Below are 26,359 nucleotides of genomic sequence, written 5' to 3'. Positions count from 1 at the left end.
CTTAGCTGGCCTCGCCCAGCACGCGCATCGCCAGATCCTTGGCCTTGAGCTTGGCCGACAGCGGCTTGCCCTTGCGCGCCCGCTTGCCGAAGTGCGGCTCGAGGCCGACGCCGAACAGCTCCACGGTGCGCGGCTTGTCGCCGGCCCAGGTGCCGTTGACGTTCACGCCTTTCGGGCTGATCGGCTGGGCGGCCAGCAGGCTTTCCTTCGGCTCCAGCTCCATCAGGGTCACGCCGCGGCCGCCGTTGGTCAGCACCTTCATTTCGTCGATGCCGAACACCAGCACGCGGCCCTTCTCGGACAGGCAGGCGATCGCGCCGGCATTGTCCGTCACCACGCGCGGGGCCAGCGGCACGGCGCCGTCGTCCAGGGTGATGAAGGACTTGCCGCCCTTGAGTCGCGTGGCCATGTCGCCGGCCTTGGCGATGAAGCCGAAGCCGGCGGTGGTCGACAGCAGCAGGCGCGTGTCGGCGGCGCCGGCGAAGTAGTACAGGATGCGGCCGCCGCCCGACAGGTCGACCAGGGTCGTGATCGGCACGCCGTCGCCGCGCGCACCCGGCAGCGCCGCCACCGGCACCGAATATGCCTTGCCGTTGTCGCCGATGCACAGCAGGTTGTCGACGGTGCGGCATTCGAATGCATAGCCGAGCGAATCGCCGGCCTTGAAGGTGAACTGCGCCGGATCGTGGCCGATGCCGGTGCGCGCGCGCACCCAGCCCTTCTCGGAGACGATCACGGTGACCGGCTCGTCGATGATCTTCTGTTCGAGCACGGCCTTCTGGGCTTCCTCGATCAGGGTGCGGCGGTCGTCGCCGAATTGCTTGGCGTCGGCTTCGATCTCGCGGATCACCAGGCGCTTCATGCTCGAGGTATTCTCGAGCAGGTCCTCGAGCTTTTCCTTTTCGCCGCGCAGCTCGGCCAGCTCCTGCTGGATCTTGATCGCTTCCAGGCGCGCCAGCTGGCGCAGGCGGATTTCGAGGATGTCCTCGGCCTGGCGGTCCGACAGATTGAAACGCTCGATCAGCGCGGCCTTCGGCTCGTCCGAGTTACGGATGATGGCGATGACTTCATCGATGTTCAGCAGGACGGTCTCGCGGCCTTCCAGGATGTGGATGCGGTCGTTGACCTTGCCCAGCCTGAACTCGGTGCGGCGGCGAACCGTCACGAAGCGGTAGTCGATCCATTCCTGCAGGATCTCGGTCAGGCCCTTCTGGCGCGGACGGCCGTCGCCGCCGATCATCACCAGGTTGATCGGGGCCGAGCTCTCCAGCGAGGTGTGGGCCAGCAGCATCAGCATGAACTCGGCCTGGTCCTGGTTCTTCGACTTCGGCTCGAATACCAGGCGCACCGGGGCTTCGCGGCCCGATTCGTCGCGCACGGCATCCAGCGCGCCGAGGATGGTCTGCTTCAGCGCCAGCTGCTCGGGCAGCAGGGTCTTCTTGTTCGGCTTGAGCTTCGGGTTGGTCAGTTCCTCGATCTCTTCCAGCACGCGCTGCGACGAGCAGCCCGGCGGCAGTTCGGTGACGACCGCCTGCCACTGGCCGCGCGCCAGTTCTTCGATCTTCCAGCGCGCACGCACCTTCATGGAGCCGCGGCCGGTGGCGTACATGTCGGCGATGTTCGAGGCCGGCGTGATGATCTGGCCGCCGCCCGGGTAGTCCGGACCCGGCATCAGGGTCATCAGCTCGGCGTGGGTGATCTTCGGATTGCGGATCATCGCCACCGCTGCCGCCGCCACTTCGCGCAGGTTGTGCGACGGGATCTCGGTGGCCAGGCCGACCGCGATGCCGGAGGCGCCGTTCAGCAGCACCATCGGCAGGCGTGCCGGCAGGGTACGCGGTTCCTCGACCGAGCCGTCGTAGTTCGGCTGGAAATCGACCGTGCCCATGTCGATTTCGTCCATCAGCACGCGCGCCATCGGCGTCAGGCGGGCTTCGGTATAACGCATCGCCGCGGCGCCGTCGCCGTCGCGCGAACCGAAGTTGCCCTGGCCGTCGATCAGCGGGTAGCGCAGCGAGAAGTCCTGGGCCATGCGGACCAGGGCGTCGTACACGGACTGGTCGCCGTGCGGGTGCAGTTTACCCAGCACGTCGCCGACCACGGCCGCGGATTTGCGCGGTTTCGCGGTCGGGCCCAGGCCCAGCTCGTGCATCGCGTACAGGATGCGGCGCTGCACCGGCTTCTGGCCGTCGGACACGTCCGGCAGCGCGCGGCCCTTCACGACCGAGACCGCGTAGTCCAGGTAGGCGCGCTCGGCGAAGGTGGAAAGGGTGAGGGTTTCGGCGTCGTCGCCGTTGCCGCCGTTATTGTCGCCGCCGCCGGGCGGATTCATTTGTTCAAAAAGGCTTGCTTGAGTCATATTCGTTCGTATCAGATATCCGCTTCGGTTTCGTTACCGTGCTCTTCCAGCCATGCGCGGCGGGCGGCGGCTTCGCCTTTACCCATCAGCATGTTGAAGCGCGCCGACGACTCGGCCAGGTTGTAGTCGCCGAAGGAGACCGGCAGCAGGCGGCGGGTGTCCGGATTCATCGTGGTTTCCCACAGCTGCTCGGCGTTCATCTCGCCCAGGCCCTTGAAGCGGGAGATGCTCCACACGCCTTCCTTCAGGCCTTCCTTCTTGAGCTTGTCCTCGATCGCCAGCAGTTCGCCGTCGTCCAGCGCATACAGTTTCTGGATCGGCTTCTTGCCGCGCGCCGGCACGTCGACGCGGTACAGCGGCGGACGGGCGATGCACACGTGGCCATTGCGGAACAGGGCAGGGAAGTGCTTGAAGAACAGGGTCAGCAGCAGGACCTGGATGTGCGAGCCGTCGACGTCCGCATCGGAGAGGATGCAGATCTTCCCGTAGCGCAGGCCGGACAGGTCGGGATTGTCGCTTGAGCCATGCGGGTCGACGCCGATCGCCACCGCGATGTCGTGGATCTCGTTGTTGGCGAACAGGCGGTCGCGGTCGGTCTCCCAGGTGTTCAGCACCTTGCCGCGCAGCGGCAGGATGGCCTGGAATTCCTTGTCGCGGCCCATCTTGGCGGAACCGCCCGCCGAGTCGCCCTCGACCAGGAACAGTTCGTTGCGGGTGATGTCGGTCGATTCGCAATCGGTCAGCTTGCCCGGCAAAACGGCCACGCCCGAGGACTTCTTCTTCTCGACCTTCTGCAGCGAGCGCAGGCGGCTTTGCGCCTGCTTGATGACCAGTTCGGCCAGCTTCTTGCCGTAGTCGACGTGCTGGTTCAGCCACAGTTCGAGCGGCGGCTTGGTGAAGGTCGAGACCAGTTTCACGGCGTCGCGCGAGTTCAGGCGCTCCTTGGTCTGACCCTGGAACTGCGGGTCCAGCACCTTGGCCGACAGCACGAACGAGACGCGTGCGAACACGTCTTCCGGCAGCAGCTTGACGCCCTTCGGCAGCAGCGAGTGCATCTCGACGAAGTTCTTCACCGCGCCGAACAGGCCGTCGCGCAGGCCGGATTCGTGGGTGCCGCCGCTGACCGTCGGGATCAGGTTGACGTAGGATTCGCGCACCACGGCGCCTTCCTCGGTCCAGGCCACGACCCAGGCCGCGCCTTCGCCTTCGGCAAAGCCTTCGTCGCCGGCGGCCGCGTATTGCGCGCCTTCGAACAGCGGGATCACGGTCTGGCCCTGGCCCACGGTCTGGGCCAGCGCTTCGGTCAGGTAGCCGCGCAGTCCTTCGTCGTAACGCCAGGTCTGGACGTCGCCGGTCTTGCCGTTGGTGAGCGTGACGGTCACGCCCGGCAGCAGCACGGCTTTCGAGCGCAGCAGGCGCTGCAGCTCGGTCATCGGGATGTTCGGGGAATCGAAGTATTTACCGTCCGGCCAGGCGGTGACGCGGGTGCCGTTCTTCTTGCCGCCGCGATCAAACGGTGCGGAGCTCAGGGCTTCGACGACGTCGCCGGCTTCGAAAGCCAGGTTGTGCACGCCGTTACCCTGGTCGTCCTTGCGCCAGACGGTGATTTCGAGGCGCTTCGACAGCGCGTTGGTGACCGAGACGCCGACGCCGTGCAGGCCGCCCGAGAAGGCATAGGCGCCGCCCGAACCCTTGTCGAACTTGCCGCCCGCGTGCAGACGCGTGAAGACGATCTCGACGGTCGAGACGCCTTCTTCGGGGTGGATGCCGACCGGGATGCCGCGGCCGTCGTCCTCGACCGTGATCGAACCGTCCGGGTTCATCGTCACGGCGATGTTCTTGCAGTGACCACCCAGCGCCTCGTCCGAGGCGTTGTCGATCACTTCCTGGATGATGTGCAGCGGGTTTTCGGTGCGCGTGTACATGCCCGGGCGCTGCTTGACGGGCTCCAGTCCCTTGAGGACCCGGATGGATGATTCGCTGTAATCGGTTGGGGTTTTCTTGGTGGCCATGCTGTATTTGTGTAATCGAATGCCTGCGCATTCTATCTTGTCGCGCGGCAATAAGGACGCTAAAGGACGTGGTAAAAGCGTGGCAAAAGGCGCCAGTGTCGGTGCTTACGCGCGTTTTGGGAAGAGTACCTCGCGCAACACTGTATGGAAACACAGTATTTTTGCCTGTAGTGCGGAAGTTTGCAAGCCCTGAATCGTCAGAATCTGCAGAATGTGCGAATGCGGCGAATCGTGCGCGCCTACGGCAGGGCTATAGTTATTTCATGGCAGAGGACAATGAAAATCGCGAAAGTTCAGGTCCGCCGCGGGTGCCGGACCGGCGCGCCACTGGCGGCGGCTCGCGCTACCTCCGGCAGGGCGATACACCCTTGACCGTAGCCGGGCGCGTGCTGCGCTCGCGCTGGCGCGCCATCAGCGACCGCTTCAGCCGCGACTTCATGCGGCGCACGCTGCGCATCGGCGTCTCGGCCCGCATTTTTCACCCGGAGCCCGGCTCCGTCGGCCTGCGTAGCAAGAACCTGCAATACCTGGAAGAGTCGATCGCGCAATGGGTGATGTCGCGCGACGTGCTGGTCTTCATGGTGCCGACCGTGAATACGAACGGCCTGCTGCATCCTTCCAACATCACCATGCGCCACTACGCACGCCACCTGGACGGGCTGGTGCTGCAGGGCGGGGCCGACGTCTCGCCGATGACCTATGCGGAAGCGCCGACGCGCCCCGAATGGAACGGCGACCGCGCGCGCGACGTGTACGAGCTGGAACTGCTGCATGAGTTCGTCGACGCCGGCAAGCCGGTGCTGGGCATCTGCCGCGGTTGCCAGCTGATCAACGTTGCCTTCGGCGGCACCCTGTACCAGGACGTGGCGACCAATGTGCCCGAGGCGCAGGCCCACGTGCACGAAGACTACGACGCCCACCGCCACGCCATTGTGTTCCCGTCCGGTTCCTCGCTGGGCAAGATGTTCCCCGACCAGAAGCGCCCGATCGTAAACTCCATCCACCACCAGGCCGTCAAGGACCTGGGCCGCGACATCCATATCGAGGCGATGTCGGATCCGGACGGGATCGTCGAAGCGATCCGCTACCAGCGGGCGCCCTTCGTGATGGGCCTGCAGTGGCATCCGGAGTTTCACCGGGCGAAAGGGACGGAGCTGCTGGACTGCACGCCGGTGCTGGATGAATTCCTGCGGGCGGCGCGCGAGACGCGGCTTTAGTTTTGTTGTCCGGTCAGCTTCAGGCGCACCTCGAACCGGCTGCCGCAGCCTGCGCCGCCGCTGCTGGCCGTCACGCTGCCGCCATGCGCCTCGACCAGGCTTTTTACCAGCGCAAGGCCCAGCCCCAGTCCGCTGTTCTTGCTGTCGGTTGAGCGTTCCGCCTGGGTGTACAAATCGAAGAGATGGGGCATCAGGTCCGCCGGAATGCCGATGCCGTTGTCGGACACGCGCATCAGCAGCCAGCCGTCGTCCGCTTGCATGCTCAGCTCGATCCTGCCGCCGTCGGGCGTGTAGCGGATGGCATTGCCCAGCAGGTTGGCGACGATCTGGACTAGTCGCGTACGGTCACCCTCGACGGTCCAGGCCTGCAGCGCCTCCGGCTGGCTGACGTTATGTCCTTTGGCCCGCACCGCCGGTGCGTGCTGCTCGAAAGCCGCGTCGACCACCTCGCGCATGTCCACCGGGGCGCGGCTGATCGACACCAGGCCGCGGCTGACACGCGAGACGTCCAGCAAGTCCTCGACCATGCGGCTCATGTGCCCGGTCTGGCGCTTGATGAGCTGGCCGAGCCTGACGCCCTGGTTGGGGTTATCGGGACTGTTTTCCAGCAAATGCGCCGCCATCGATACCGCCGAGAGCGGGCTGCGCAATTCATGGCTGAGGATGGAAAGGAACTCGTCCTTGCGACGGTCGGCCGATACTAGCGACTGCGCCTTTTCGTTCAGAAGCACGTTCAAGGCCTCGACCTGGCGGTTGGTGCGATCCAGGCAGGCGGACATCTCCAGCAGTTCGGCCTGCTTGGCCTGCAAGGCGGCCAGCGCGCCGGTCAGCTCACGGTTCTGCTGATTGGCTTCCGACAGCGCGACATTGCTCGGCAACGCACCCAGCTGCGACAAGGCGAGGTCGATGGCGCCGGCATGCAGCACCGGCGCCTGCGCCGCAAAGGCTTTTACCAGCACGATATGGGTGCCGTGGCTGCCGGTGTCGATCTCGCAACGGTCCATCAGGCGGCGCGCGGCCGGGATGCCGCCGCTCAGGGCGCCGTGCGACGCGCCGTCTTCGCCCAGGATGCGATCGAGCGCGGCAATGCCCGTCCCCTGGTCGTCGATGGTGACTACCAGGGCCTGGCGCGCGCCCAGGCGCCCGACGAAGAAACGCACCTTGCCCCCGTCAGCGTAGACGAGGGCATTCCTGGCCAGTTCGGACACCGCTGTGGCGATACGCGTCTGCTCGTGATGGCCGAACGCGCACAAGCTCGTGATCTGGCGCGCGCGCAGCCGGGAAGCAATGACGTCGAGTTCGCTGCGTACGCTTACCGTCAGCAAAGGATGAAGAGGAGCGAACTCTTGGGGGAAAGGCTCAGGCATTTCCGGGATTATCCGCTATGAAGGCCGGCAAGTGTCAAAAAGCTTGCGTGTTTTTCATTACAAGAGTGCTATAGTCGACCGGTTATGCACCCGAGACCCGATGCCTCCTTGGTCGGTTTACAAGTTTGAAGCTGGACCCGACAATGACCGACACAAGCTATTTCCCCGCGATCGCCGAGCTGCTCCAGGAGCACCGCAGTGCCATCTTGGCGGAGTGGGAAGCCCGGCTCGACACGGTCGTGCTTGGCAGCAGGCGCGTCAGGAAAGACGAGCAGCGCAGCCAATGCGACGATTTTCTCGGCGCATTCGTTGCCGCCCTGCGCGACGACAGCCCCGGCGACATCGACAGCCGGGGCTGGAGCGGGATGCGCGTCGTCCTGGACGACGTGTCGTCCTCGCGTGCAAAAGCAGGCTCCACCTCCAGCGAAACCGCCACCTTCGTGTTTTCGGTCAAGCAGCCGATCTTTGCCGTCCTGCGCACCGGCCTTGCCGATCAGCCGGCCGTCCTGGCGGCTGCATTCTGGGCGCTCAGCACCTTGCTGGACAAGCTCGGCCTGTACACGGTCGAGGTATTCCAGCGCGGCCGCGACCAGGTCGTCGTGCGCCAGCAGCAGGAACTGCTCGAGCTTTCCACGCCGGTCATCAAGTTGTGGGACGGCGTGCTGGCCTTGCCGTTGATCGGCACCCTCGACAGCATGCGAGCCCAGGTCGTGATGGAAAACATCCTCCAGAAGATCGTCGATTCCGGCGCCACGATTGCCATCATCGACATCACCGGCGTGCCGACCGTCGATACCCTGGTGGCGCAGCACCTGATGAAGACCATCGCCGCCGCGCGCCTGATGGGCGCGGACTGCATCATCAGCGGCATCCGCCCGCAGATCGCCCAGACCATCGTTCATCTCGGGGTCGACCTGCAGAACGTGACCACCAAGGCCACCCTGGCCGATGCTTTCCTGGTCGCGCTCGAGCGGACCGGGACGACGGGCATTGCCAGGGCATCCTGAATTCGCTTGCGCAGGCGGCAAACTGCCTCCATAATCTAAATGAGAATCATTCTCATGAAGAAAAGGAGCTTCCATGGACGACGATTACCTGGACGACAGCCCCGCATCGGGCACGCCGAGCACCCGCCACGCGCTGCTGGTCGCGGCCCTGCTGCACCTGATGTCCCAATACACACTGCGCAGCACGCAACGCAGCCCGGGCGCGGCGGGCAGCGATGACGGCGGCCCCTGCGTGAAGCTGGCCGCCGTGATCGAGCGCCACCTCGACGCCCTGGCGCGCCTGCCGGACGCCGAGCCGGTGCTGCGCGCCACCTGCGAGCAGCTGCGCGTGAAATGGGAAGACCTGGTCGACAGCCGCATGCCGGCGCCCGTCAAGCGGCCGCTGTTGTCGCGCATCCTGCGCCCAGGCGCGTTCAAGGCGCCGGCGCTGGCGACTTGATCGACACTAGGCCAGCCAGGCGCGCAGGGCGGTTTCGCCGTCCGGTGTAAACGCCAGCACCCGCGAGTCCGGCACGCGCCTGGCCCAGCCCAGTTGCTGGAAGCGGTCCAGCAGGGTGCTGCCGAGCTGGCCGGCCAGGTGATGGCGGCGCTCGCTCCAGTCCAGGCAGGTGCGGCAGAAGGGGCGGCGCGAGACGGGCAGCGTGGCGGCGTCGATGCCGAGTGCGCGCACCAGATCCTGGCCTTGTGAAGTCAGCGCGATGCCGTCGGCGCCGAGCGCAAAGGCGCCGCGGCGCGCCAGGCTCTCGTAGACCAGCACGCCCAGTTCGCCCGCCAGGTGGTCGTAGCAGACCCGCGCCTTCCTCAGCGCCGGCTCGCGCGGGCTCGAGCGCACGCGCACGGCGCCGGTGCCGAAGGCCACGCCCATCAGCGATTCGAGCAGCTGGGCCACCTCGGCATCGGCAATGCGGAAGTAGCGGTGCCGGCCCTGCGACTCGACGCTCAGCAGGCCCGCATCCGCCAACTTGGCCAGGTGCGTGCTGATGGTCTGGCGCGTGACGCCGGCGGCATTGGCCAGTTCGGTCGCGGTCAGCGCCATTCCGCTCATCAGGACGGTGAGTACTTCGGCGCGCGCGTGGTCGCCGATCATGGCGGCGATATTCGTAATGTTCGGTCCATCTTTCATGCTTCGATCCTAACCGAAGCATCGCGACATGGCAAAAGACTACAGTGGTCTCATTCATCAACGAGGAGACCCCATGATCACCTGCTTCATCCGCTACGAGATCGACCCGTTCCAGAAAGAACAATTCAAACGCTACGCCGACAACTGGGGCCGCATCATCCCGCGCCTGGGCGGCCGCGTGCTCGGCTACTTCCTGCCGCACGAGGGAACGAACTACGAGGCCTGGGGCCTGGTCGGCTTCGACAGCCTGGCTGCCTACGAAGCCTACCGCGCGCGCCTGAAGCTGGACGAGGAAGCGCGTGCCAACTTCGCCTTCGCGCAAGAGCAGCGCTTCATCCTGCGCGAAGAGCGGACCTTCACCGAGCTGGTCGAGGGCACGTTCCAGCCGGAGCCGCTGCAATGATCGCCGTGATCTTCGAAGTCGAGCCAGATCCGGCGTATCGGCAGGACTACCTGGATACCGCGGCCGCGCTGCGCGCCGAACTGGAAGCGATGGACGGCTTCATGTCGGTGGAGCGCTTCGAGTCGCTGGCACAGCCGGGAAAAATCCTGTCGCTGTCCTTCTGGCGCGACGAGGAAGCGGTCAAAGGCTGGCGTAACCTGGCCTTGCACCGCGAAGCGCAGATGCGCGGGCGGCAGGGCGTCTTCCGCGACTACCGGCTGCGCGTGGCCGAGGTGGTGCGTGATTACGGCCTGCGCGAGCGCGAGGAGGCGCCGGCCGACGCCCCACGCCTGCCCATCAATCCCTGACCTCGGCCTCGACCAGCTTGGCCAGCAGCTCCAGCGATTCCTGCCAGCCCAGGTAGCAGGCCTCGGCCGGAATCGCGGCCGGGATACCTTCCTGCGTGATCCTCACCTCGACGCCGCAGAACACCTCGCGCAAGCTCACCGTGGTCTGCATGCGGCCCGGCAGGTGCGGATCGTCGAATTCGGCCGAGTAGCGCAGGCGCTGCCCCGGTTCCAGTTCCAGGTATTCGCCGCCGAAGGAATGGCTATGGCCAGTGGTGAAATTGGTGAAGGACATCCGGTAGCGGCCGCCGACCCTGGCGTCCATCTCGTGGACGGTGCCGATGAAGCCATGCGGCGGCAGCCATTTGGCAAAGGCGCCGGCGGTGGTGAAGGCGCGGTAGACGCGGTCGGCGCTGGATTTCAGCACGCGGTGCAATTCGACGGTATTCGTGGACATGATCTCTTCCTTATCGTTGGCAGAGGAGAACCCTCTGATGCTACGACGAACGGGGTGCGGCGGAATCGACATGCTACAGTGAGTTCATGCCGACTCCTCGAGAATATCCCGTCACGCCGGACGGCCGCTACTTCGTGGTCGACGGCCGCTTGTGGCGCACATCCAATCCCGCGCTGGCGCCGGAACTGCGCCAGGAACTGGTCGATAAACTGATGAAGGCGCGCCGCCAGGTCGGTCTCGCGAAGAAGGCCGGCGATGCGGCAGCGGAGCGCGAGGCCCGCGCCGCGGTCGACGAGGCCAAGCGCGCACTGGGCGAGCGCGGTCCCGTGTGGTGGACCGATGGTGCGCCGGATTTCAACCGGCGGCTTGCCGTCAACACGCCCTACGCGGACTGGCATGCATCGCTGCTCGCCGGCAATTAGTGCAGGCGCCGCTCGCCCCGGAAACGCTGGATAGCCGCATTCACCATGCCTTCGCAACTGCCCTGGCGTTCGTACTGCGCCCGCAGGTAGGACGCATCGCTGCCCTCCGAGGCCGCGGCGGCCAGGTGCAGCAGCGCCTCCACGCTGCCCAGCGCCTGGGCGTGCGGTTCCATCTGGTCGAGGGTGGCGAGGATGTCTTCGCGCAGCGGCAGCTGTTCGTAGGTCTTGGGGTGCGTGATCACGCCGTCGAGGCCGAAGCGCGCGGCCTGGAAGCGGTTGTAGTTGTAGACCAGGTAGTCGTCTTCGAGGGGCGGCGCATCTTTTCTTTGCAACAGGTGCCGGCAGATCGCCTGCAGGTAGGCCGCCAGGCTTGCTGCGCGCTCCACCGTCAGCGGGGTGTCGCACACCCGCAGCTCGATGGTGCCGTACTCCGGCTTGGGCCGCAGGTCCCAGTAAAAATCCTTCATGCTCTTGATGATGCCGGTACGCTCCATCTTCGCGAAATACACCTTGGAGAAGTCGTCCCAGTCCAGCACGAAGGGCGCGCGGCCGCTCAGCGGGAAGGCGGTGACGGAATTCAGGCGCGCCGAATCGAAGCCGGCGTCAATGCCCTGCACGAAGGGCGAGGAGGCGGACAGCGCGATGAAATGCGGGATGTAGCGCGAAAGCGCGTGCAGCAGGTAGAGCGCGTCGTCGCCATGTGCGCAGCCGATGTGCACGTGCTGGCCGAACACCGTGAACTGCTTGGCCAGGTAGCCGTACAGGGTCGACAGCTCCTGGTAGCGCGGCTTGGAGGAGATGCGCTGCTCCGACCAGTGCTGGAAGGGATGCGTGCCGCCGCCGGCGATGCCGATGTTGAGGACGTCGCCGGCGGCGACCAGGGTATCGCGGATCTCCTGCAGTTCCGCCAGCAGCGGGCGGTAATGGGTCTGCACGCTCGAGTTAATCTCGATCATGCTCTCCGTGATTTCCGGTGTCACGTTGCCGGGAAAAGGCTTGCGCTTCAGGAGGTGCAGCAGGTCGGGGCTGGCCGGGGTCAGGTCGAGATCCGACAGGCTGACCAGCTGCAGCTCGAGCTCGACCCCGAAGGTCAGCGGCTCGGAGGTGGCGAAGGCTTCAAGCGGCATGGCGCGGCTCCGGGGCTTCGCGCGCCCACACCAGGGCGCGCTGCAGGATGATGGGTCCGAACACTTCGAGCAGCATGGTCACCGCGGCAATCGCGCGCAGCTCCTCGACCACCTGCACGCCGGCGTGGCGCGCATGCTCGATCAGGAGAATCACGAACACGGACAGGGGCGCCAGCGCGACTCCGGTCAGCGCGCCCTTGCGCCAGGAGATGCCGGCCAGATGCGCGAAGGCCGTCACGCCCAGCAGCTTGGTCAGCAGGCGCGCCAGCACCAGCGCCACGGCCATGGCGCCGCCGGCGAGGATCTTTTCCCAGTCCAGCGTGGAGGCGGCGAACACGAACAGCACCACGGTCAGCAGTTCGCCCAGAGCGCCGAAGTTGCGCTGCGCCTGGCTGAAGGCGACCCGCCGATGCCGCGCCATCAGACCGAAGGCGAGGGTGGCGACCACCGGCGACAGACCCAGCGTATAGGTGATCGAGACCAGCAGGATCACCGCCAGCGCGAAGGCGACGGTGGCGTCCTGGGCCAGCTTGCCCAGCAGGCGCAGCACCGCCGGCACGACCAGGCCGAACACCGCGCCGCTGAAAGCCGACACGGCCAGTACCACCAGGCTGTTCAGCAGGGCATCGCCGACGTCCTCGGAGGTGCGGAAGATCCACAGCGCGACGCTGACGTTGAAGGCGAATACCGCCAGCACACAGTTCAGGGCGCACAGGTGCAGGGCACGCTCCGTCACCTGGCCGGAGCTTTTCTGTTCGTTGATCACGCGGACCACGGTGGCGGGCGAGGTCGCCATAGCCAGCGAGGCCAGCATCTGCGCATTGATGACGGCCACGCCGAAAGCCCGCGCGATGTAATACACGGCAAGGAAGGTGAGGAGCGCTTCCGCCAGCCCGGACACGCCGATCCACGGATTGGTGCGCAGCCAGCGCAGGTTGATGCGGTAGCCGAGCTCGAACAGGATCAGGCCAAAGGCGACGTCGGCCAGCAGCAGCGCGGTGCCGGCTTCGGGACGCGGCAGCACGCCCAGCTGGGGCGCGGCCAGCAGGAAGCCGACCAGGCCATAGAAGCTGATGCGCGGCAGACCGGTCCAGCGCTGGCCGAATTCACCGGCCAGCCAGGCCAGCGTGATCGCGACCGGCCAGGACAGACTGCTCAGGATCGCCAACAGGTCCGGCATGCACGCTCCTTTTGTCAAAATGGCATGATGTGTGAGCCGATTCTACAAGAGGGTCCTGCGCGCACGATTGCGTGTAGGAAGACTGGAAGAGCGGGGCGTCTGCGCTGGGATAAAATGGCGGGATGACCCAAACACCGAATATCGATACACCGCCGCCGCCGACCACGGCCCGCGCGCCCATCCGTCTTGTCTCGCAAGTCCTGACCTGCCTGGTTTTCTGCCTGATCGCCGCCCCCATCATCTGGTTCAACCGGCCCGAGCCGCTGACCGTCTTCAGCCGTCCGGCCGGGCCGCTGACCCAGTTGCTGGTCGGCCAGGTGCTGGCATTGATCGCGGCCGTCGTCTGCTGGCTGCTGTACAAGCTGACGTCCAGCTCGGCCTCCAGCGCCAGGACCGTGCAGAGCTATGCACGGCTGGACCTGCGCGGCCTGAATCCGCTGTGGATCAGCATCGCCGCCGCCATCGGCGAGGAAATGCTGTTCCGCGCGGCGCTGCAACCGCTGCTGGGCGTGTGGATCGTCTCGCTGCTGTTCCTGCTCACGCACGTGCCGGTGTACCGCTTCCGCAAGATCGACGGCGCGACGATCGCGCAGGCGGCCAGCGTGTTTGCCGGCAGCGTGGTGCTGGGCTTCGTGTTCGAGTATGTCGGGGTGATCGCTTCGATCCTGGTGCATGCGTGGATCGATATCGTGGGCTTGCTGATCGTGCGGCACGCGATCCAGACGCGCGCCTGATTACTTGCTCAGCAAGCGCATCGCCCGTTCCAATCCATCGATCGTGACCGGAAACATCCGGTTATTCATGATCTGCCGGATCACGGCGATGGATTGCCGGTACTGCCACAAACTCTCCGGCTCCGGATTCAGCCAGGCGAACTTCGGGAAGGCGTGGCAGAAGCGCGCCAGCCATTCGGCGCCGGCTTCCTCGTTGTTGTACTCGACCGAGCCGCCCGGGGCCAGCACCTCGTAAGGGCTCATGGTGGCGTCGCCGACGAAGATCACGCGGGTATCGGGCGGGTACTTGCGCAGCACGTCCCAGGTCGGGAAGCGTTCGGAGCTGCGGCGGCGGTTGTTCTTCCACAGGTAGTCGTAGACGCAGTTGTGGAAGTAGAAGAACTCCATGTTCTTGAATTCGGTCTTCGCCGCCGAGAACAGCTCCTCGGTGCGCTCGATGTGGTCGTCCATGGTGCCGCCGACGTCCAGCAGCATCAGCACCTTGATGCGGTTCTTCCGTTCCGGCTGCATCTTGATGTCCAGCCAGCCGGCGTTGTTGGCGGTCGAACGGATCGTGTCGTCGAGCGCCAGTTCTTCCGCCGCACCGGTACGCGCGAAGCGGCGCAGGCGGCGCAGCGCCACCTTGATGTTGCGGACGCCCAGTTCGCGCTCGCCGTCGTAGTCTTTATATTCGCGCTGCTCCCAGACCTTGACCGCGGTGCGGTTGCGGCTCTTGCCGCCGATGCGGATCCCTTCTGGATTGGTGCCGCCATTGCCGAAGGGGGAGGTGCCGCCGGTGCCGATCCACTTGCTGCCGCCTTCGTGGCGGGCCGATTGCTCCTTCAGCAGCTCGGCCAGGCGCGACATCAGCTTGTCGTAGCCGAGCTTCTGCAGCTCGGCCTTCTGCTCGGGCGTCAGCTCGCGCTCCAGGCGCTTGATCAGCCAGTCGAGCGGAATGTCGGCTTTCGCATCGAACACCGCTTCGATGCCCTTGAAATACAAACCGAAGGCCTTGTCGAACTTGTCGAAATGGGCCTCGTCCTTCACCAGGGTCAGGCGCGCGAGGTAGTAGAACTCGTCCAGCGAAGGCGCGATCACGTTCTTCTCCAGCGCCTCCAGCAGCGTCAGGAATTCCTTGATCGTGACGGGGACCTTGGCGTCACGCAGGGCGAAGAAGAAGCCGATCAGCATGGCTCAAGCCTCGGCATGCCGGCTGAGGCGATAGTGCAGCTGCGATTTGATCTCGGGCCATTCGCCGCGCAGGATGCTGTACATGACGGTGTCGCGCACCGTGCCGTCGCGGCGCAGCGCGTGGTGGCGGATGGCACCGTCCTTCTTCGCGCCCAGGCGCTCGATCGCGGCCTGCGAGGCGTGGTTGAAGTTATCGGTGCGCAGGCCGACCACCGCGCAGCCGAGGGTGTCGAAGGCGTGCGAGAGCAGCAGCAGCTTGCAGCTGGTGTTGACGTGGCTGCGCTGGCGGCTGCGCGCGTACCAGGTGTAGCCGATCTCGACGCGGTCGACGCCGGGGACGATGTCGTGGTAGCTGGTCGAGCCGATCACCTGGCCGGTCGGCACGTCGATGACGGCAAAGGCCAGCCGGTTGTCCATCTCCAGCGCGGTGCGGATGTAGCGCTCGGTCTCCTCCGGCGCCGGCACCGAGGTAATGCGCAGGTTCCACAGCTCGCCGTCCGCGGCGGCGGCGCGCAGGCCATCGGCGTGGTGCAGGGCCAGCGGCTCCAGGCGCACGCCGTTGAATTCGAGGGTGACGGGGTCGACGCGGATCATCGGTTGTGCCTCGCCATTGCCACCAGGCGCTCGAACAGGTGCACGTCCTGCTCGTTTTTCAGCAGGGCGCCGTGCAGCGGCGGCACGATGGTCTTCGCGTCCTGGCTGCGCAGGGCCTCGACCGGGATGTCCTCGGCCAGCAGCAGCTTGAGCCAGTCCAGGAATTCCGAGGTCGACGGCTTCTTTTTGAGGCCCGGCACGTCGCGCAGCTGGAAGAAGTTCTCCAGCGCGGCCGCCAGCAGGTCCTGCTTCAGGTTCGGGTAGTGGACATTGACGATGTCCGCCATGGTCTCGCGGTCCGGGAATTTGATGTAATGGAAGAAGCAGCGGCGGAGAAAAGCGTCCGGCAGTTCCTTCTCGTTGTTCGAGGTGATGATGACCAGCGGGCGGTGCTTGGCCACCACCATCTCGCGCGTCTCGTACACATAGAATTCCATGCGATCGAGTTCGCGCAGCAGGTCGTTCGGGAATTCGATGTCGGCCTTGTCGATCTCGTCGATCAGCAGCACCACCGGTTCCGGCGCCGTGAAGGCCTGCCACAGCACGCCCTTGACGATGTAGTTGTGGATGTCGCGCACGCGCTCGTCGCCCAGCTGCGAATCGCGCAGGCGCGAGACGGCGTCGTATTCGTACAGGCCCTGCTGCGCCTTGGTGGTGGACTTGATGTGCCACTGCAGCAGCGGCATGTTCAGCGCCGCCGCCACTTCCTCGGCCAGCATGGTCTTGCCGGTGCCGGGCTCGCCCTTGATCAGCAGCGGGCGGGCCAGGGTGAGGGCGGCGTTCACGGCCAGTTTCAGGTCATCGGTGGCGACGTAGTTGTCGCTGCCTTCGAAGCGTTGAGTTGCGTGCATGAGCGTGCGCGGTCGTTTAGGGAAATGCCATCGAGTATAAGACAGATGCCCGGGGCGCGCCGAAAGTGTTGCTCTGTAGACTGAGTCATGTTCTTCATATAGAATCGGCTATTCGTAGTACAAATGCTAAGTTTTTGGGCAGTTGCGGTTCCGATTCAACCTTACGATTCCCAATCATGAAAAAATCATTAGCAGTACTGATGTTTGCCGCCGCTGCCGGCGCGGCAGGCGTCGCAGGCGCTGCCGACATCGTCGCCAATCCGAAAGCAGCTCCGAACAAGATCGAACAGTGCATCGGCTGCCATGGCATCCCCGAATACAAGACCGCTTTCCCCGAGGTCTACCAGGTGCCGATGATCGGCGGCCAGTCCGCCAAATACATCGAAGCCGCCCTGCAGGCCTACAAGAAGGGCGACCGCAAGCATCCGCAGATGACCCCGACCGCGAAGGTGCTGTCGGACCAGGACATCGCCGACATCGCCGCCTACTATTCGCAGCAGTCGGCCGCCACGCCCACCAAATGAGCCGGGACGCCATGAATAAACTGATCCTTTCCCTGTCCTGCACCGCGGCGCTGCTGGTCTCCGCGTCCGCCTTTGCCGGCGGCGACACCGCGCGCGGCGCCGAGCTGACCAAGAAGTACAACTGCGCTTCCTGCCACGGCGCCGACTACAAGACCCCGATCGATCCGAGCTATCCGAAGCTGGCCGGCCAGCACGCCGACTACCTGGTGCATGCGCTCACCGCCTACAAGCGCGGCGACAAGGTCATGAACGGCCGTAACAACCCGATCATGGCCGGCATGGCCCAGCCGCTGTCGGACCGCGACATGGTCGACATCGCGGCCTACCTGCAAAGCCTGCCCGGCCCGCTGGTGGTTCGCAAGTAAGCCGTACGCAGGTTCGCCTGCACGATAGCGGTCTCTCTCTGGTCCGCCGGCTCGCCGGCGGACTTTGCTTTTCTGGCGTCCTTCCCGAACGCCCTCAGTCGCCGATGGCGGTGAAGGTCTGCCCGCCATCGCCGCACGCGGCCTTCAGCTGCGCGTCGAGCGCCCTTGCCTGGTCCGGCTGGGCGTGCGCCCGGTGCCAGTCGCCCATCGCCGACAGCGCCTCGCAGCGGCGCCCCTTGCCTTCCTTGCGCTCGTCCGCCGCCTGCGCCAGCAGCTTGTCGGCGGACAGCGCGCCGAGATAGAAGTCGGCGATCGGCTTGGGCCATTCGTCGCTGTCGCTGCGCGCGAAGGTGGCGGCCAGTTCCGACTTCGCGAGGTCGGCCTGGCCGTTGCGCACGCGGGCGATGTAGAGCAGCAGGGCGCCGTCGCGCTCGGCCGGCAGCTTGTCGAGCGCGGTGCGCAGGCGCGGTACGGCCGCGGCGTAGTCGTGGCGCAGCATCAGGTTGCGCCCGGTGAGCAGGTTGGCGTGCGCGCTGCCGCCCTTCGCCGCTTTCTCCAGCCAGTCGAAGGCGCGGGCATCGTCGCGCGCCACCAGCTTGCCTCTTCCGTACGCCTCGGCCAGCATCATCTGGGCATCGGCATTCCCGCTTTCCGCCTCGGCCACGACCCAGGGTTCCAGCGTGCGGCGCTGGCCGAAGGGTTCTCCGCCCACGTACGAAAAATACAGTTTGGTCTGGCTCATCGCGAACAGCACGCGGTGCGCGCGCAGGAAGTCGGCGCCGAGCGTCACGTGGGCGCTGTTCATGCCGGAATCCTCCACCGCCATCTCGGCGTTTTCCACGGTCTCGTCGCCGATCTGGAAGCGCTTGACCGTCACGAACCAGCGCGAAGTCGTGTAGTTGCCGATGCCGACCAGGTCGCCGCCGCGCGTGACGCCGGGCGTGTCGAAGGGGATCCCGAGGCGCTTGGCGGCGTCGCTGGTGATCGAGCTGACGGCGGCGCCGCTGTCGATCATCGCCTCCACCTCCGCGCCGTTGATACGGACCCGGAAATGCGGGTTCATGTGGTTCTGGTCATGCCGCCTCAGCGGGATCGCACTTATGTTGCCGCCCCAGTAGCCGAGAAAGGCGTCGCCGCAATTTTCGGGCACGAAGAAGGTCAGTTCCTTTGCCGCCAGCGAGATTTCGACGTCGGTCTGGAACAGGAAGGGCGCGCCCAGGATGCCGTCGTAGGAAGGCGTGTAGCCGAAACTGCCCAGCACCGGCATGTTGCTCCGTCCGGCGCGCACCGGGCCGACGATGAATTCGTTGACGATCGAGGCGTAGATCGGCGACATGCCGCCGATGCCGGTGGCGCGCCTGCCGGTCGCGTAGGCGCGGATGCCGCGCCGCTCGGTGCCGGTGCGCGTCAGGTAGGTCTGGGAGGCGCCGCTATCGACCAGCAGCTCGGCCGGCGTGCCGTTGATGGTGCCCTGGGTCGTGATTTCCAGGCCGGGGCCGCCGTATCGGAGCGGCAATTTGCCGATCGGCCTATAGCTGCACTTCGCCGGTTCGGCGGCCGCGTGGGAGGAGGAGGCGAGGGCGCAGGCCGCGCCCAGGATCAGGCGCGCGAACGCGTGGCGGCGGGAAGAGTTCATCCATAAATTCTACGAGGAAAGTTTCATTTATGGCAATTCAACGTGCATATGGCCTGCGGATTTAACGCACCCGGCGCCGCACGCAGTCGATATAGGTTTCGGCATCCGGCGGCAGGCCGCTGCGCTGCGAGGTCCACATCATCTCGCCCAGGCATTCCATGATTTCGTGGTGGGCGTCGTGTTCGCCGATGCGCATGGCCAGTGCATCGTGCGCGGCCTTGATGCCGCGCGGCTGGTCGACCGAGACCTGCTCGGCGATCGACAGATGCATGGACAGGTGCAGGAAGGGATTCGGCTGGCCGCCTTCGACCGAGTAGTCGCGCGCCACGGCGGCATCGGCGTCGAGCAGGGCGTCGTGGTACTCGGGATGCTGGTCGATCCAGTCGGCGGCGATCGCGTCCATCGGCGTCAGGATCTCGCCGGCGCGGCGCTTGCGGAAGGCCTCGCAGAAGAAGCGGCGGACGTCGTTGGAGGAGGGGGTGAACATGGTGGGGTCGCAGAAAGAAAAGCAGGCGCCATTGTAGCGCGCCGGCGTGTTCCGCGCCGGCGCGTGCCCTTGCCGGTTCAGGGCGCGGCAGCAGGCGTGCCGGTGGCGGGAGCGGGAGACGGCGCCTTGGGAGGCTGCGCCGGGCCGCACTGGGCGCGCACGGCCGCCATCAGCGAGGCCGCGCGCTCCTTGTCGCCCTGCGCCGCGTGCCAGCGCGACATATAGGCATTGGCGTCGCAGGTGCGCCCGCGTGCGAGTTTCGGTTCCTTGCCGGCTTGCTTGAGCAGGCCTTCCGCATCGAGTTTGCCCAGGTAGAACTCGGCGATCGGCGTCGGCCAGTCGTCGTTGTCCTGCTTCTTGACGATGCGCTGCAGCTCGGTCTTCGCGAGTTCGGCCTGGCCCTCATGCATGAGCGCGAGGTAGAGCCACAGCGGGACAAAGCGATCGGCCGGCAGCTTGTCGAGCGTGCCGCGCAGGCGCGGGATCGCATCGGCGGCGTGGCCGGACGTCACCAGCTGGCGGCCGAGCACCAGGTTTGCGTGCGGCTCGCCGCCGGCCGCGGACTTGTCCAGCCAGGCTTTGGCCAGCGCCGGATCGCGTGGCACGCCGCGGCCGTCGCGGTAGGCGGTCGCCAACGCATACTGGGCGTCGGCATTGCCGCCGTCGGCTTCCGCGCGCACCCAATCCGGCACGCCCAGGCTGCGCGAGAAGGGCTCGCCGCTCAGATACGCCAGGTAGAGCTTCTTCTGGCTCATCGCGAACAGCACGCGGTGGGTGCGCAGGAAGTCCTGGCCGAGCAGCAGGTCGGCCGGCACGTCGCTTTGCGCATCGATGATGCCGAGTTCCGCGTTGTTGATGGTCTCGCCGCCGATCTGCACGGTCTTGACGGTGGTGCTCCAGTGCGGCGCGCGCGCCGAACCGACGCCGACCACGTCGCCGCTGCGCTTGACCTCGGCGCTCTTGACGTCGATGCCCAGCCGCTCGGCGGCCTCCAGCATCAGGATCGAATGGTGGGCGCCGGTGTCGATCATGGCGTCCAGCTCCTTGCCGTTGATGAGGACCTTGAAGTGCGGGTTCGGGCTGCTGTCGTTGCTGCGGGTGAAGGGCAGCACCACCGTCTCTTCCTTCCAGAGGTTGAGCTCCACATCGTCGTTGCAGTCCAGCGGCTTGAACATCTTGACCTGCTTGTTGCGCAGGTCGACTTCGAGGTCCATCTGCAGCAGGAAGGGCGAACCGGCGATGCCGTCGAAGGCCGGCGTGATGTTGATTTCGTCGATGACCAGCAGATCGGTCCTGTGCTTGCTGCGCGCCGGACCGATCGAGAAATCCTTCAGCCGCGTCGAGTACACGCGCGAACGGCCGCCGACGCCCTGGACGTAGCGCCCGGTCATGCGCAGGTTCAGCTCGCGCCGGTTGGCGCCGTTCATGGTCAGCTGGGTGTCGAAGGCGCCGGTATCGACCAGCAGGGTCGCGGGCGTGCCGTCGATCGTGCCGTCCACCGCCGGCTGCAAGCCTTCGCCGACATAACGCACGGGCAGGGTGGCGGCTTCGACATAGATGCATTTCTTGGCAGGCGCTTCGGCGCCGTACGCGAGCGGGTGCAGCAGCATTGCGCAGGCAAGCGGCAACAGGGTGCGTTTCATCGGCATGGTTCTATTCTTTCTATGCGGGAACAATGTCGATGATTCTACTGCGCAAGCTTGTAAATATTGCAAGGATCAAAATGCAAAAAGGCGAACGTGTCGGTTACAAGACACATTCGCCTTCTGCTTTGTTGCTTTTACGCTACTACAACTACTCTTTATCGCGCAACATGGCCAGTTTGGAGCTCCCCGCCGCATCGGCGATGGCCTTGCTGGCCGCCACGACCGCCTTGCTGCTGGGGTTGCCGGCCTGCTTGTTGCCGGACTGGACATTACCGCCAGCGCTGCCATTGCCGCCGCCGTTGCCGCGCTCCTGGCTGCGCCGCTCATGCGGCTGGCGCAGGTAGCGCGAGGTATGGCGGCGCTCGCCCTGGCCGTTGGCGGGCCAGGTGAGGAAGCGCGACAGTTCCTGCAGCGCGCGCTGGTAGACATCGCGCTTGAACTCGATGACCACGTCCAGCGGCACCCAATAGTCGTGCCAGCGCCAGGCGTCGAACTCCGGATGGTCGGTCAGGCGCAGGTTGACGTCGTTGTCGCGCGCCACCATGCGCAGCAGGAACCAAATCTGCTTCTGGCCGCGGTAATGGCCGCGCACTTCGCGCTTGATGAAGTGATCCGGCACCTCATAGCGCAGCCAGTCGCGGGTGCGGCCCACGATCTTGACGTGCTCCTGGCGCAGGCCGATCTCTTCCTCGAGCTCGCGGTACATCGCCTGTTCCGGCGTCTCGCCGTATTTGATACCCCCTTGCGGAAACTGCCACGAGTGCTCGCGCACCCGTTTGCCCCACCACACCTCGTTGTTGGCGTTCAGCAGGATGATGCCGACGTTGGGGCGGAACCCTTCACGATCGAGCATGATTCACCTCGAAACTTTCTGCCAGCCTTGGTCTTCTCTCTTGTATTTTTACTTACAGCTCAGGTATGTCTGCCGTTTACTCGCATCGGAACAACGGCATGCATCACTTCTTTCGGAGCCATTTGTATAAAGATTGGATGCATCGGCCAGCTAATCCTTTAAAATTAGGTCGATTATAACCCTCTCTTTTTAAAAAGAATTCATCGATATGCGCGCCTCACGATTTTTTATTTCAACGCTCAAAGAAGCGCCTTCGGACGCCGAGATCGTCAGCCACAAACTGATGATGCGGGCCGGGATGATCAAGCGCCTTGGCTCCGGCATCTATACCTATATGCCGCTGGGCCTGCGCGTGATCCGCAAAGTCGAGGCCATCATTCGTGAAGAAATGAACAAGGCCGGCGGCGTCGAACTGCTGATGCCGCTGGTTCAGCCGGCCGAACTGTGGCAAGAGACGGGCCGCTGGGACAAGATGGGGCCGGAACTGCTGCGCCTCAAGGACCGCCACGGCCGCGACTTCGCGCTGCAGCCGACCTCGGAAGAAGTCGTGACCGACGTCGTGCGCACCGAAATCAAGAGCTATCGCCAGCTGCCGGTGAACTTCTATCACATCCAGACCAAGTTCCGCGACGAGCGCCGCCCGCGCTTCGGCCTGATGCGCGGCCGCGAATTCACCATGAAGGATGCGTATTCCTTCGACCGCGACGTCGAGGGCATGCAGGTTTCGTATCAAACCATGTTCGACGCCTACGTGAAGATCTTCAGCCGTTTCGGCCTGAAGTTCCGTGCGGTCGCCGCCGACAACGGCGCGATCGGCGGCACCGGCTCGCACGAGTTCCACGTGATCGCCAGCACCGGTGAAGACGCGCTGGTCTACTGCCCGACCTCGGATTACGCCGCCAACATGGAAGCGGCCGAAGCCATGCCGCTGATCGCAGCGCGCGGCGCGGCCACGCAGCCGCTGACCAAGGTCTCGACGCCGAAAACCACCAAGTGCGAAGACGTGGCCAAACTGCTCGGCATCGAGCTGTCGCAGACCGTGAAGTCGATCGCGCTGACCGTCGAAAACAAGGACGAACACGGCGTCGTGACCTCGAAGGAAAACTGGCTGCTGCTGCTGCGCGGCGACCATGAATTGAACGAAGTGAAGGTCTCGAAGGTCCCGGGCCTGAAGGACTTCCGCTTCGCCAGCGAAGGCGAGATCCTGGAAGCCTACGGCAGCAAGCCGGGCTACCTGGGTCCGATCGCTACCCGCCAGCCGGTCAAGGTCGTGGCCGACCGCACCGTCGCCAACATGGCCGATTTCGTGTGCGGCGCGAACGAAGAGGAATACCACCTGACGGGCGCCAACTGGGGCCGCGACGTCGCCGAGCCGATGGTTGCCGACCTGCGCAACGTGGTCGAGGGCGACGCTTCGCCGGACGGCAAGGGTGTGCTGGCGATCGAGCGCGGCATCGAAGTGGGCCACGTGTTCCAGCTCGGTACCGCCTACTCGGCAGCGATGAACTGCGTCTACCTGGACGAGAAGGGCCAGCCGGCGCCGATGCAGATGGGCTGCTACGGCATCGGCGTGACCCGCATCCTGGGCGCGGCGATCGAGCAGAACTTCGACGACAAGGGCATCGTCTGGCCGGACGCGATCGCACCCTTCGAGATCGTCCTGTGCCCGATGGGCTATGACCGCAGCGAGCTGGTGAAGGCGGAGACCGACCGCCTGTACGCCGAGCTGCAAGCGGCCGGCGTCGACGTCATCGTCGACGACCGCGGCCTGCGTCCGGGCGCCATGTTCGCCGACTGGGAACTGGTGGGCGTGCCGCACCGCGTGGTGATCGGCGAGCGCGGTCTCAAGGAAGGCAACCTGGAATACCAGGGCCGCCGCGATGCCGAGGCGAGCGCCGTTCCGGCCGCGGACATGGTCGCTTTCGTCAAAGGCAAACTGGGCAAGTGATGCTGGCACGTCTTGCACGCCAGGCTTCGGCCTGGCTCGGTTCCGCGCTGTTTGCCGCTTTATTGATGAGCAGCGGCGCGGTGCATGCCGGCAACCAGAAGGAAGAAGCGCTGGCCGATTCGGTCCGGCTGGCGCTCGAACGGGCGATCCGCGACGGCCGCCCGCCCAAGCCGGTGTTCCGCGATGCCACTGCGCAGGCGCGCTACCAGCAGTGGTTCGACGCGATGTCGAGCCGCCTGAAGCGCCGCCTGCCGGACGACCAGGTCCGCACCGAGTTCCTCGAGTCGGCCTGGTACGAAGCGACCCGCGCCGGCCTCGATCCGGGAATGGTGCTGGGCCTGATCCAGGTGGAGTCGGCCTACCGCAAGTACGCGGTGTCGATCGTCGGCGCGCGCGGCTACATGCAGGTGATGCCTTTCTGGACCAAGGTGATCGGCGACTCCAACCGCCGCGCGCTGTTCGACATGCAGACCAACCTGCGCTACGGCTGCTCGATCCTGCGCATGTACATCGACATGGAAGGCGGCAATCTCTACCTGGCGCTGGGCCGCTACAACGGCAGCCGCGGCCGGCCGGAGTATCCGAATGCGGTGCTGGCGGCGTGGAAGAATTGGGATTTCAAGGCGGCGTCGACCGCGATTGCCCTGAATTGATGCCATGATGTGTGGGCACGGGGTGCCCACCCTACGAATCATCCACACGCTGTAGGGTGGGCGGCCTCCGCCCACGCGGATGCCAACGCAATGCAACGTTCACGCCCGCAACGCATCCACCAATTGCTGCGCATGCCTTGGCAGCTCGTCAAAACTGCGCACGCAAATCGCCAGCTGCCGCAGCGCCCACGCATCCGCCAGCTCCAGCACCGTGATCTTCATCGCCTGCGCGCAGCGCCGCCCCGCCGGTTCGGGCACGATGCCGATCCCGACGCCGGCTTCCACCATCCTGCAGATCGCCTCGAAGCCGCGCAGGCGCACGCGCGCATGCAGCGTGCGTCCCAGGCGCCGCGCCTGCAGTTCCAGGTAGTTGGACAGGGCGCTGTCGCCGGCCAGGCCGACCTGGTCGAAGTCGGCCACGCGCACGAAGGCCACCGGCCGCCCGTCCGGCGACAATAGCTGCGCCAGCTCGGGCGTGGCCACCGCCACCAGACGGTCGGTGCGGAAGGGGAAGCTCTCCAGCTGCGACAGGTCGACCGCGTCCGCGAGGATGCCGATGTCCGCCGCGCCTTCGCGCACCGCCTTCGCCACCTCGTGGCTGGGGCGCTCTTCCAGTTCGATGTCGACGTGGGCGTGGCGCGCCAGGAAGCCGGCCAGCGCATCCGGCAGGTATTCGCTCAGCGACGCCGTGTTGCACAGCAGCCGGACCGTTCCCTTCAAGCCTTCCGCATGGTCGCCCAGCTCGGCGCGCATGCGCTGCAGTTGCTGGAACACCAGGCGCGCATGCCGCACCAGGGCCTCGCCGGCCGGCGTCGGCGCCACGCCGCGGCGCCCGCGCAAGAGCAGGGGCACACCGAGGGTCTCTTCCATGCCGTGGATGCGTTCGCTGCACGAGGCCAGCGACAGGTGAGCGCGCGTGGCGCCGCCGGTGATGCTGCCGGCTTCCACCACGTGCAGGAAGAGCTGCATGTCGATCAGGTCGAATCTCATGTTTTGTCTTTCGCTTCAGCCTTCGGATAAGCCGAAGGCTGGCTGCGGTAATCCCTCATTCTGCAAGCGCCCATGATGCGTCAGAATCGTCGCTATGGACGCTCTACTTTCTATCTTACACGCGCACGCACCGGCCGAATTGGCCTTGATCTCACTGGTGTTCGTGCTCGCCGGCCTGGTCAAGGGCGTGGTCGGGCTCGGGCTGCCGACGGTCGCGGTCGGCCTGCTGGGGATGCTGATGGCGCCGCGCGAAGCAGCCGCTTTATTGGTTGTGCCTTCGCTGGTGACGAATGTCTGGCAGCTGGCGGCCGGTCCCTCTGCGGGCGCCCTGGCGCGGCGCCTGTGGCCGATGCTGGTGGGGATCGCCGTCGGCACCCTGGTCGGCGGCATGCTGCTGCCGGCCAGCGCCTCGCTTGATGCGGTGGCGGCGCTGGGCGGGGCCCTGATGATGTATGCGGCAGCCGGCCTGGCCTCCTTCACACTGCACGTGCCGCCCAGCGGCGAACGCGCGGCGTCTCCCGTGGTCGGGCTGGTCACGGGCGCCGTCACGGCCGCCACCGGCGTGTTCGTGATCCCGGCCGTGCCCTACCTGCAGGGCCTGAAGCTGGAGCGCGACATGCTGGTGCAGGCGCTCGGCCTGGCCTTCACGACCTCCACCATCGCGCTGGCGGCCTCGCTGCTGCTGGCCGGCCAGTTCGAGGTGCAGGCGGCCGGCCTGTCCTTCTTCGCGCTGGTCCCGGCGCTGGCCGGCATGATGCTCGGCCAGTGGATCCGCGGCCGCATCCGGCCCGAGCTGTTCCGCCGCTGCTTCTTCATCGGCTTGATGGCGCTCGGGCTGCATCTGCTGCTGCGTCCCTTCCTCGGCTAGTCACCCGCATCGGGTGAGGTGTAGACTGCTTGCTTTCCTC

At 65.7% G+C, this 26,359-nt stretch carries 27 protein-coding genes; 12 read left to right on the top strand and 15 right to left on the bottom strand.

What is annotated here, in order from left to right:
• Position 1 precedes the first annotated feature (1 nt).
• Complete coding sequence (parC, locus tag AC07PE_RS06345; protein ID WP_498762549.1) at positions 2 to 2,359, bottom strand: DNA topoisomerase IV subunit A; 2,358 nt, start codon at positions 2,357 to 2,359, stop codon at positions 2 to 4.
• An 11-nt stretch (positions 2,360 to 2,370) separates the two neighbouring features.
• Entirely contained in the window at positions 2,371 to 4,371 is a 2,001-nt protein-coding gene (locus AC07PE_RS06340; protein ID WP_498762548.1) for a DNA topoisomerase IV subunit B, read from the bottom strand.
• A gap of 263 nt (positions 4,372 to 4,634) precedes the next feature.
• Between AC07PE_RS06340 and AC07PE_RS06335 the strand changes: the two genes are divergently transcribed.
• A complete protein-coding gene (locus AC07PE_RS06335) occupies positions 4,635 to 5,588 on the top strand; it encodes a gamma-glutamyl-gamma-aminobutyrate hydrolase family protein (RefSeq protein WP_498762547.1) in 954 nt (317 codons plus the stop codon).
• Here AC07PE_RS06335 and AC07PE_RS06330 read toward each other — a convergent pair.
• The gene (locus AC07PE_RS06330; protein WP_498762546.1) at positions 5,585 to 6,913 is read right to left on the bottom strand and encodes an ATP-binding protein; all 1,329 of its coding nucleotides are present in this window, start codon (positions 6,911 to 6,913) and stop codon (positions 5,585 to 5,587) included. The genes AC07PE_RS06335 and AC07PE_RS06330 overlap by 4 nt on opposite strands.
• Positions 6,914 to 7,098: 185 nt before the next feature.
• Here AC07PE_RS06330 and AC07PE_RS06325 point away from each other — a divergent pair, with 185 nt between their 5' ends.
• Together AC07PE_RS06325 and AC07PE_RS06320 are read left to right on the top strand one after the other, a co-directional pair.
• The gene (locus AC07PE_RS06325) at positions 7,099 to 7,962 is read left to right on the top strand and encodes an STAS domain-containing protein (protein ID WP_498762545.1); all 864 of its coding nucleotides are present in this window, start codon (positions 7,099 to 7,101) and stop codon (positions 7,960 to 7,962) included.
• Between the two features lie 73 nt (positions 7,963 to 8,035).
• Positions 8,036 to 8,401 (top strand): hypothetical protein, encoded by a 366-nt coding sequence (locus AC07PE_RS06320; protein WP_498762544.1) that lies wholly within the window; start codon positions 8,036 to 8,038, stop codon positions 8,399 to 8,401.
• A 6-nt stretch (positions 8,402 to 8,407) separates the two neighbouring features.
• Here AC07PE_RS06320 and AC07PE_RS06315 read toward each other — a convergent pair whose 3' ends face one another.
• Positions 8,408 to 9,085 (bottom strand): ArsR/SmtB family transcription factor, encoded by a 678-nt coding sequence (locus tag AC07PE_RS06315; protein WP_498762543.1) that lies wholly within the window; start codon positions 9,083 to 9,085, stop codon positions 8,408 to 8,410.
• A gap of 73 nt (positions 9,086 to 9,158) precedes the next feature.
• Here AC07PE_RS06315 and AC07PE_RS06310 point away from each other — a divergent pair, with 73 nt between their 5' ends.
• Positions 9,159 to 9,488, top strand: coding sequence for an NIPSNAP family protein (locus tag AC07PE_RS06310; protein ID WP_498762542.1), 330 nt, complete (start codon positions 9,159 to 9,161; stop codon positions 9,486 to 9,488).
• Positions 9,485 to 9,835 (top strand): antibiotic biosynthesis monooxygenase family protein, encoded by a 351-nt coding sequence (locus tag AC07PE_RS06305; RefSeq protein WP_498762541.1) that lies wholly within the window; start codon positions 9,485 to 9,487, stop codon positions 9,833 to 9,835. Before AC07PE_RS06310 ends, AC07PE_RS06305 begins: the two co-directional genes overlap by 4 nt.
• On the opposite strand, the gene AC07PE_RS06300 is transcribed toward AC07PE_RS06305, so the two are convergent.
• On the bottom strand, positions 9,825 to 10,271 hold the full coding sequence (locus tag AC07PE_RS06300) for an SRPBCC family protein (RefSeq protein ID WP_498762540.1): 447 nt from the start codon (positions 10,269 to 10,271) through the stop codon (positions 9,825 to 9,827). The genes AC07PE_RS06305 and AC07PE_RS06300 overlap by 11 nt on opposite strands.
• An 86-nt stretch (positions 10,272 to 10,357) precedes the next feature.
• Here AC07PE_RS06300 and AC07PE_RS06295 point away from each other — a divergent pair, with 86 nt between their 5' ends.
• Entirely contained in the window at positions 10,358 to 10,693 is a 336-nt protein-coding gene (locus tag AC07PE_RS06295; protein WP_498762539.1) for a hypothetical protein, read from the top strand.
• Here AC07PE_RS06295 and AC07PE_RS06290 read toward each other — a convergent pair.
• Together AC07PE_RS06290 and AC07PE_RS06285 are read right to left on the bottom strand one after the other, a co-directional pair.
• Positions 10,690 to 11,820, bottom strand: a complete 1,131-nt coding sequence (locus tag AC07PE_RS06290) for a YbdK family carboxylate-amine ligase (protein WP_498762538.1) — start codon at positions 11,818 to 11,820, stop codon at positions 10,690 to 10,692. The genes AC07PE_RS06295 and AC07PE_RS06290 overlap by 4 nt on opposite strands.
• Positions 11,810 to 13,000 carry a cation:proton antiporter gene (locus tag AC07PE_RS06285; protein ID WP_498762537.1) on the bottom strand — a complete coding sequence of 397 codons (1,191 nt, stop codon included), beginning with the start codon at positions 12,998 to 13,000 and terminating at the stop codon, positions 11,810 to 11,812. The genes AC07PE_RS06290 and AC07PE_RS06285 overlap by 11 nt, the downstream gene beginning before the upstream one ends.
• A gap of 122 nt (positions 13,001 to 13,122) precedes the next feature.
• Between AC07PE_RS06285 and AC07PE_RS06280 the strand changes: the two genes are divergently transcribed.
• Positions 13,123 to 13,734, top strand: coding sequence for a CPBP family intramembrane glutamic endopeptidase (locus tag AC07PE_RS06280; protein ID WP_498762536.1), 612 nt, complete (start codon positions 13,123 to 13,125; stop codon positions 13,732 to 13,734).
• Here AC07PE_RS06280 and AC07PE_RS06275 read toward each other — a convergent pair whose 3' ends face one another.
• The 3 genes from AC07PE_RS06275 to AC07PE_RS06265 are packed head-to-tail and all read right to left on the bottom strand — an operon-like array spanning position 13,735 to position 16,349.
• Positions 13,735 to 14,904, bottom strand: coding sequence for a vWA domain-containing protein (locus AC07PE_RS06275; RefSeq protein ID WP_498762535.1), 1,170 nt, complete (start codon positions 14,902 to 14,904; stop codon positions 13,735 to 13,737).
• Positions 14,905 to 14,907: 3 nt separating this feature from the next.
• A complete protein-coding gene (locus AC07PE_RS06270; protein WP_498762534.1) occupies positions 14,908 to 15,498 on the bottom strand; it encodes a GNAT family N-acetyltransferase in 591 nt (196 codons plus the stop codon).
• Positions 15,495 to 16,349, bottom strand: a complete 855-nt coding sequence (locus tag AC07PE_RS06265; RefSeq protein ID WP_498762533.1) for an AAA family ATPase — start codon at positions 16,347 to 16,349, stop codon at positions 15,495 to 15,497. The genes AC07PE_RS06270 and AC07PE_RS06265 overlap by 4 nt, the downstream gene beginning before the upstream one ends.
• A 176-nt stretch (positions 16,350 to 16,525) precedes the next feature.
• On the opposite strand from AC07PE_RS06265, the gene AC07PE_RS06260 reads away from it, so the two are divergent.
• Both AC07PE_RS06260 and AC07PE_RS06255 read left to right on the top strand, forming a co-directional pair.
• Positions 16,526 to 16,873: a c-type cytochrome gene (locus tag AC07PE_RS06260; protein WP_379776040.1), complete on the top strand. Its 348-nt coding sequence runs from the start codon at positions 16,526 to 16,528 to the stop codon at positions 16,871 to 16,873.
• An 11-nt stretch (positions 16,874 to 16,884) separates the two neighbouring features.
• Positions 16,885 to 17,238, top strand: coding sequence for a c-type cytochrome (locus tag AC07PE_RS06255; protein ID WP_498762532.1), 354 nt, complete (start codon positions 16,885 to 16,887; stop codon positions 17,236 to 17,238).
• 94 nt (positions 17,239 to 17,332) lie between these two features.
• On the opposite strand, the gene AC07PE_RS06250 is transcribed toward AC07PE_RS06255, so the two are convergent.
• The 4 genes from AC07PE_RS06250 to AC07PE_RS06235 form a co-directional block, all read right to left on the bottom strand.
• Positions 17,333 to 18,874 (bottom strand): aspartyl protease family protein, encoded by a 1,542-nt coding sequence (locus AC07PE_RS06250; RefSeq protein ID WP_498762531.1) that lies wholly within the window; start codon positions 18,872 to 18,874, stop codon positions 17,333 to 17,335.
• 61 nt (positions 18,875 to 18,935) lie between these two features.
• The gene (locus AC07PE_RS06245; protein ID WP_498762530.1) at positions 18,936 to 19,361 is read right to left on the bottom strand and encodes a DUF1841 family protein; all 426 of its coding nucleotides are present in this window, start codon (positions 19,359 to 19,361) and stop codon (positions 18,936 to 18,938) included.
• 77 nt (positions 19,362 to 19,438) lie between these two features.
• Positions 19,439 to 21,010: a retroviral-like aspartic protease family protein gene (locus tag AC07PE_RS06240; protein WP_498762529.1), complete on the bottom strand. Its 1,572-nt coding sequence runs from the start codon at positions 21,008 to 21,010 to the stop codon at positions 19,439 to 19,441.
• A gap of 145 nt (positions 21,011 to 21,155) precedes the next feature.
• Positions 21,156 to 21,860 (bottom strand): RNA pyrophosphohydrolase, encoded by a 705-nt coding sequence (locus tag AC07PE_RS06235; RefSeq protein ID WP_498762528.1) that lies wholly within the window; start codon positions 21,858 to 21,860, stop codon positions 21,156 to 21,158.
• A gap of 208 nt (positions 21,861 to 22,068) precedes the next feature.
• Here AC07PE_RS06235 and AC07PE_RS06230 point away from each other — a divergent pair, with 208 nt between their 5' ends.
• Both AC07PE_RS06230 and AC07PE_RS06225 read left to right on the top strand, forming a co-directional pair.
• Positions 22,069 to 23,808, top strand: coding sequence for a proline--tRNA ligase (locus AC07PE_RS06230; protein ID WP_498762527.1), 1,740 nt, complete (start codon positions 22,069 to 22,071; stop codon positions 23,806 to 23,808).
• The gene (locus AC07PE_RS06225) at positions 23,808 to 24,461 is read left to right on the top strand and encodes a lytic transglycosylase domain-containing protein (RefSeq protein ID WP_498762526.1); all 654 of its coding nucleotides are present in this window, start codon (positions 23,808 to 23,810) and stop codon (positions 24,459 to 24,461) included. Before AC07PE_RS06230 ends, AC07PE_RS06225 begins: the two co-directional genes overlap by 1 nt.
• Before the next feature lie 99 nt (positions 24,462 to 24,560).
• Here AC07PE_RS06225 and AC07PE_RS06220 read toward each other — a convergent pair whose 3' ends face one another.
• Positions 24,561 to 25,451, bottom strand: coding sequence for a LysR substrate-binding domain-containing protein (locus AC07PE_RS06220; protein WP_498762525.1), 891 nt, complete (start codon positions 25,449 to 25,451; stop codon positions 24,561 to 24,563).
• A gap of 94 nt (positions 25,452 to 25,545) precedes the next feature.
• Here AC07PE_RS06220 and AC07PE_RS06215 point away from each other — a divergent pair, with 94 nt between their 5' ends.
• On the top strand, positions 25,546 to 26,319 hold the full coding sequence (locus AC07PE_RS06215; protein WP_498762524.1) for a sulfite exporter TauE/SafE family protein: 774 nt from the start codon (positions 25,546 to 25,548) through the stop codon (positions 26,317 to 26,319).
• Positions 26,320 to 26,359 lie beyond the last annotated feature (40 nt).

It is taken from the genome of Telluria sp. GW821-FHT07G12, assembly GCF_059418525.1.
This window is presented reverse-complemented; position numbering and strand designations above follow the sequence as displayed.

Coding starts and splice junctions, on each gene's coding strand:
- AC07PE_RS06235 (WP_498762528.1), bottom strand. CDS start 21,860: ATGCTCGATCGTGAAGGGTTCCGCCCCAACGTCGGCATCATCCTGCTG.
- AC07PE_RS06240 (WP_498762529.1), bottom strand. CDS start 21,010: ATGCCGATGAAACGCACCCTGTTGCCGCTTGCCTGCGCAATGCTGCTG.
- AC07PE_RS06230 (WP_498762527.1), top strand. CDS start 22,069: ATGCGCGCCTCACGATTTTTTATTTCAACGCTCAAAGAAGCGCCTTCG.
- AC07PE_RS06300 (WP_498762540.1), bottom strand. CDS start 10,271: ATGTCCACGAATACCGTCGAATTGCACCGCGTGCTGAAATCCAGCGCC.
- AC07PE_RS06340 (WP_498762548.1), bottom strand. CDS start 4,371: ATGGCCACCAAGAAAACCCCAACCGATTACAGCGAATCATCCATCCGG.
- AC07PE_RS06290 (WP_498762538.1), bottom strand. CDS start 11,820: ATGCCGCTTGAAGCCTTCGCCACCTCCGAGCCGCTGACCTTCGGGGTC.
- AC07PE_RS06275 (WP_498762535.1), bottom strand. CDS start 14,904: ATGCTGATCGGCTTCTTCTTCGCCCTGCGTGACGCCAAGGTCCCCGTC.
- AC07PE_RS06215 (WP_498762524.1), top strand. CDS start 25,546: ATGGACGCTCTACTTTCTATCTTACACGCGCACGCACCGGCCGAATTG.
- AC07PE_RS06260 (WP_379776040.1), top strand. CDS start 16,526: ATGAAAAAATCATTAGCAGTACTGATGTTTGCCGCCGCTGCCGGCGCG.
- AC07PE_RS06325 (WP_498762545.1), top strand. CDS start 7,099: ATGACCGACACAAGCTATTTCCCCGCGATCGCCGAGCTGCTCCAGGAG.
- AC07PE_RS06225 (WP_498762526.1), top strand. CDS start 23,808: ATGCTGGCACGTCTTGCACGCCAGGCTTCGGCCTGGCTCGGTTCCGCG.
- AC07PE_RS06315 (WP_498762543.1), bottom strand. CDS start 9,085: ATGAAAGATGGACCGAACATTACGAATATCGCCGCCATGATCGGCGAC.
- AC07PE_RS06335 (WP_498762547.1), top strand. CDS start 4,635: ATGGCAGAGGACAATGAAAATCGCGAAAGTTCAGGTCCGCCGCGGGTG.
- AC07PE_RS06255 (WP_498762532.1), top strand. CDS start 16,885: ATGAATAAACTGATCCTTTCCCTGTCCTGCACCGCGGCGCTGCTGGTC.
- AC07PE_RS06265 (WP_498762533.1), bottom strand. CDS start 16,349: ATGCACGCAACTCAACGCTTCGAAGGCAGCGACAACTACGTCGCCACC.
- AC07PE_RS06270 (WP_498762534.1), bottom strand. CDS start 15,498: ATGATCCGCGTCGACCCCGTCACCCTCGAATTCAACGGCGTGCGCCTG.
- parC (WP_498762549.1), bottom strand. CDS start 2,359: ATGACTCAAGCAAGCCTTTTTGAACAAATGAATCCGCCCGGCGGCGGC.
- AC07PE_RS06285 (WP_498762537.1), bottom strand. CDS start 13,000: ATGCCGGACCTGTTGGCGATCCTGAGCAGTCTGTCCTGGCCGGTCGCG.
- AC07PE_RS06250 (WP_498762531.1), bottom strand. CDS start 18,874: ATGAACTCTTCCCGCCGCCACGCGTTCGCGCGCCTGATCCTGGGCGCG.
- AC07PE_RS06220 (WP_498762525.1), bottom strand. CDS start 25,451: ATGAGATTCGACCTGATCGACATGCAGCTCTTCCTGCACGTGGTGGAA.
- AC07PE_RS06280 (WP_498762536.1), top strand. CDS start 13,123: ATGACCCAAACACCGAATATCGATACACCGCCGCCGCCGACCACGGCC.
- AC07PE_RS06320 (WP_498762544.1), top strand. CDS start 8,036: ATGGACGACGATTACCTGGACGACAGCCCCGCATCGGGCACGCCGAGC.
- AC07PE_RS06295 (WP_498762539.1), top strand. CDS start 10,358: ATGCCGACTCCTCGAGAATATCCCGTCACGCCGGACGGCCGCTACTTC.
- AC07PE_RS06245 (WP_498762530.1), bottom strand. CDS start 19,361: ATGTTCACCCCCTCCTCCAACGACGTCCGCCGCTTCTTCTGCGAGGCC.
- AC07PE_RS06305 (WP_498762541.1), top strand. CDS start 9,485: ATGATCGCCGTGATCTTCGAAGTCGAGCCAGATCCGGCGTATCGGCAG.
- AC07PE_RS06310 (WP_498762542.1), top strand. CDS start 9,159: ATGATCACCTGCTTCATCCGCTACGAGATCGACCCGTTCCAGAAAGAA.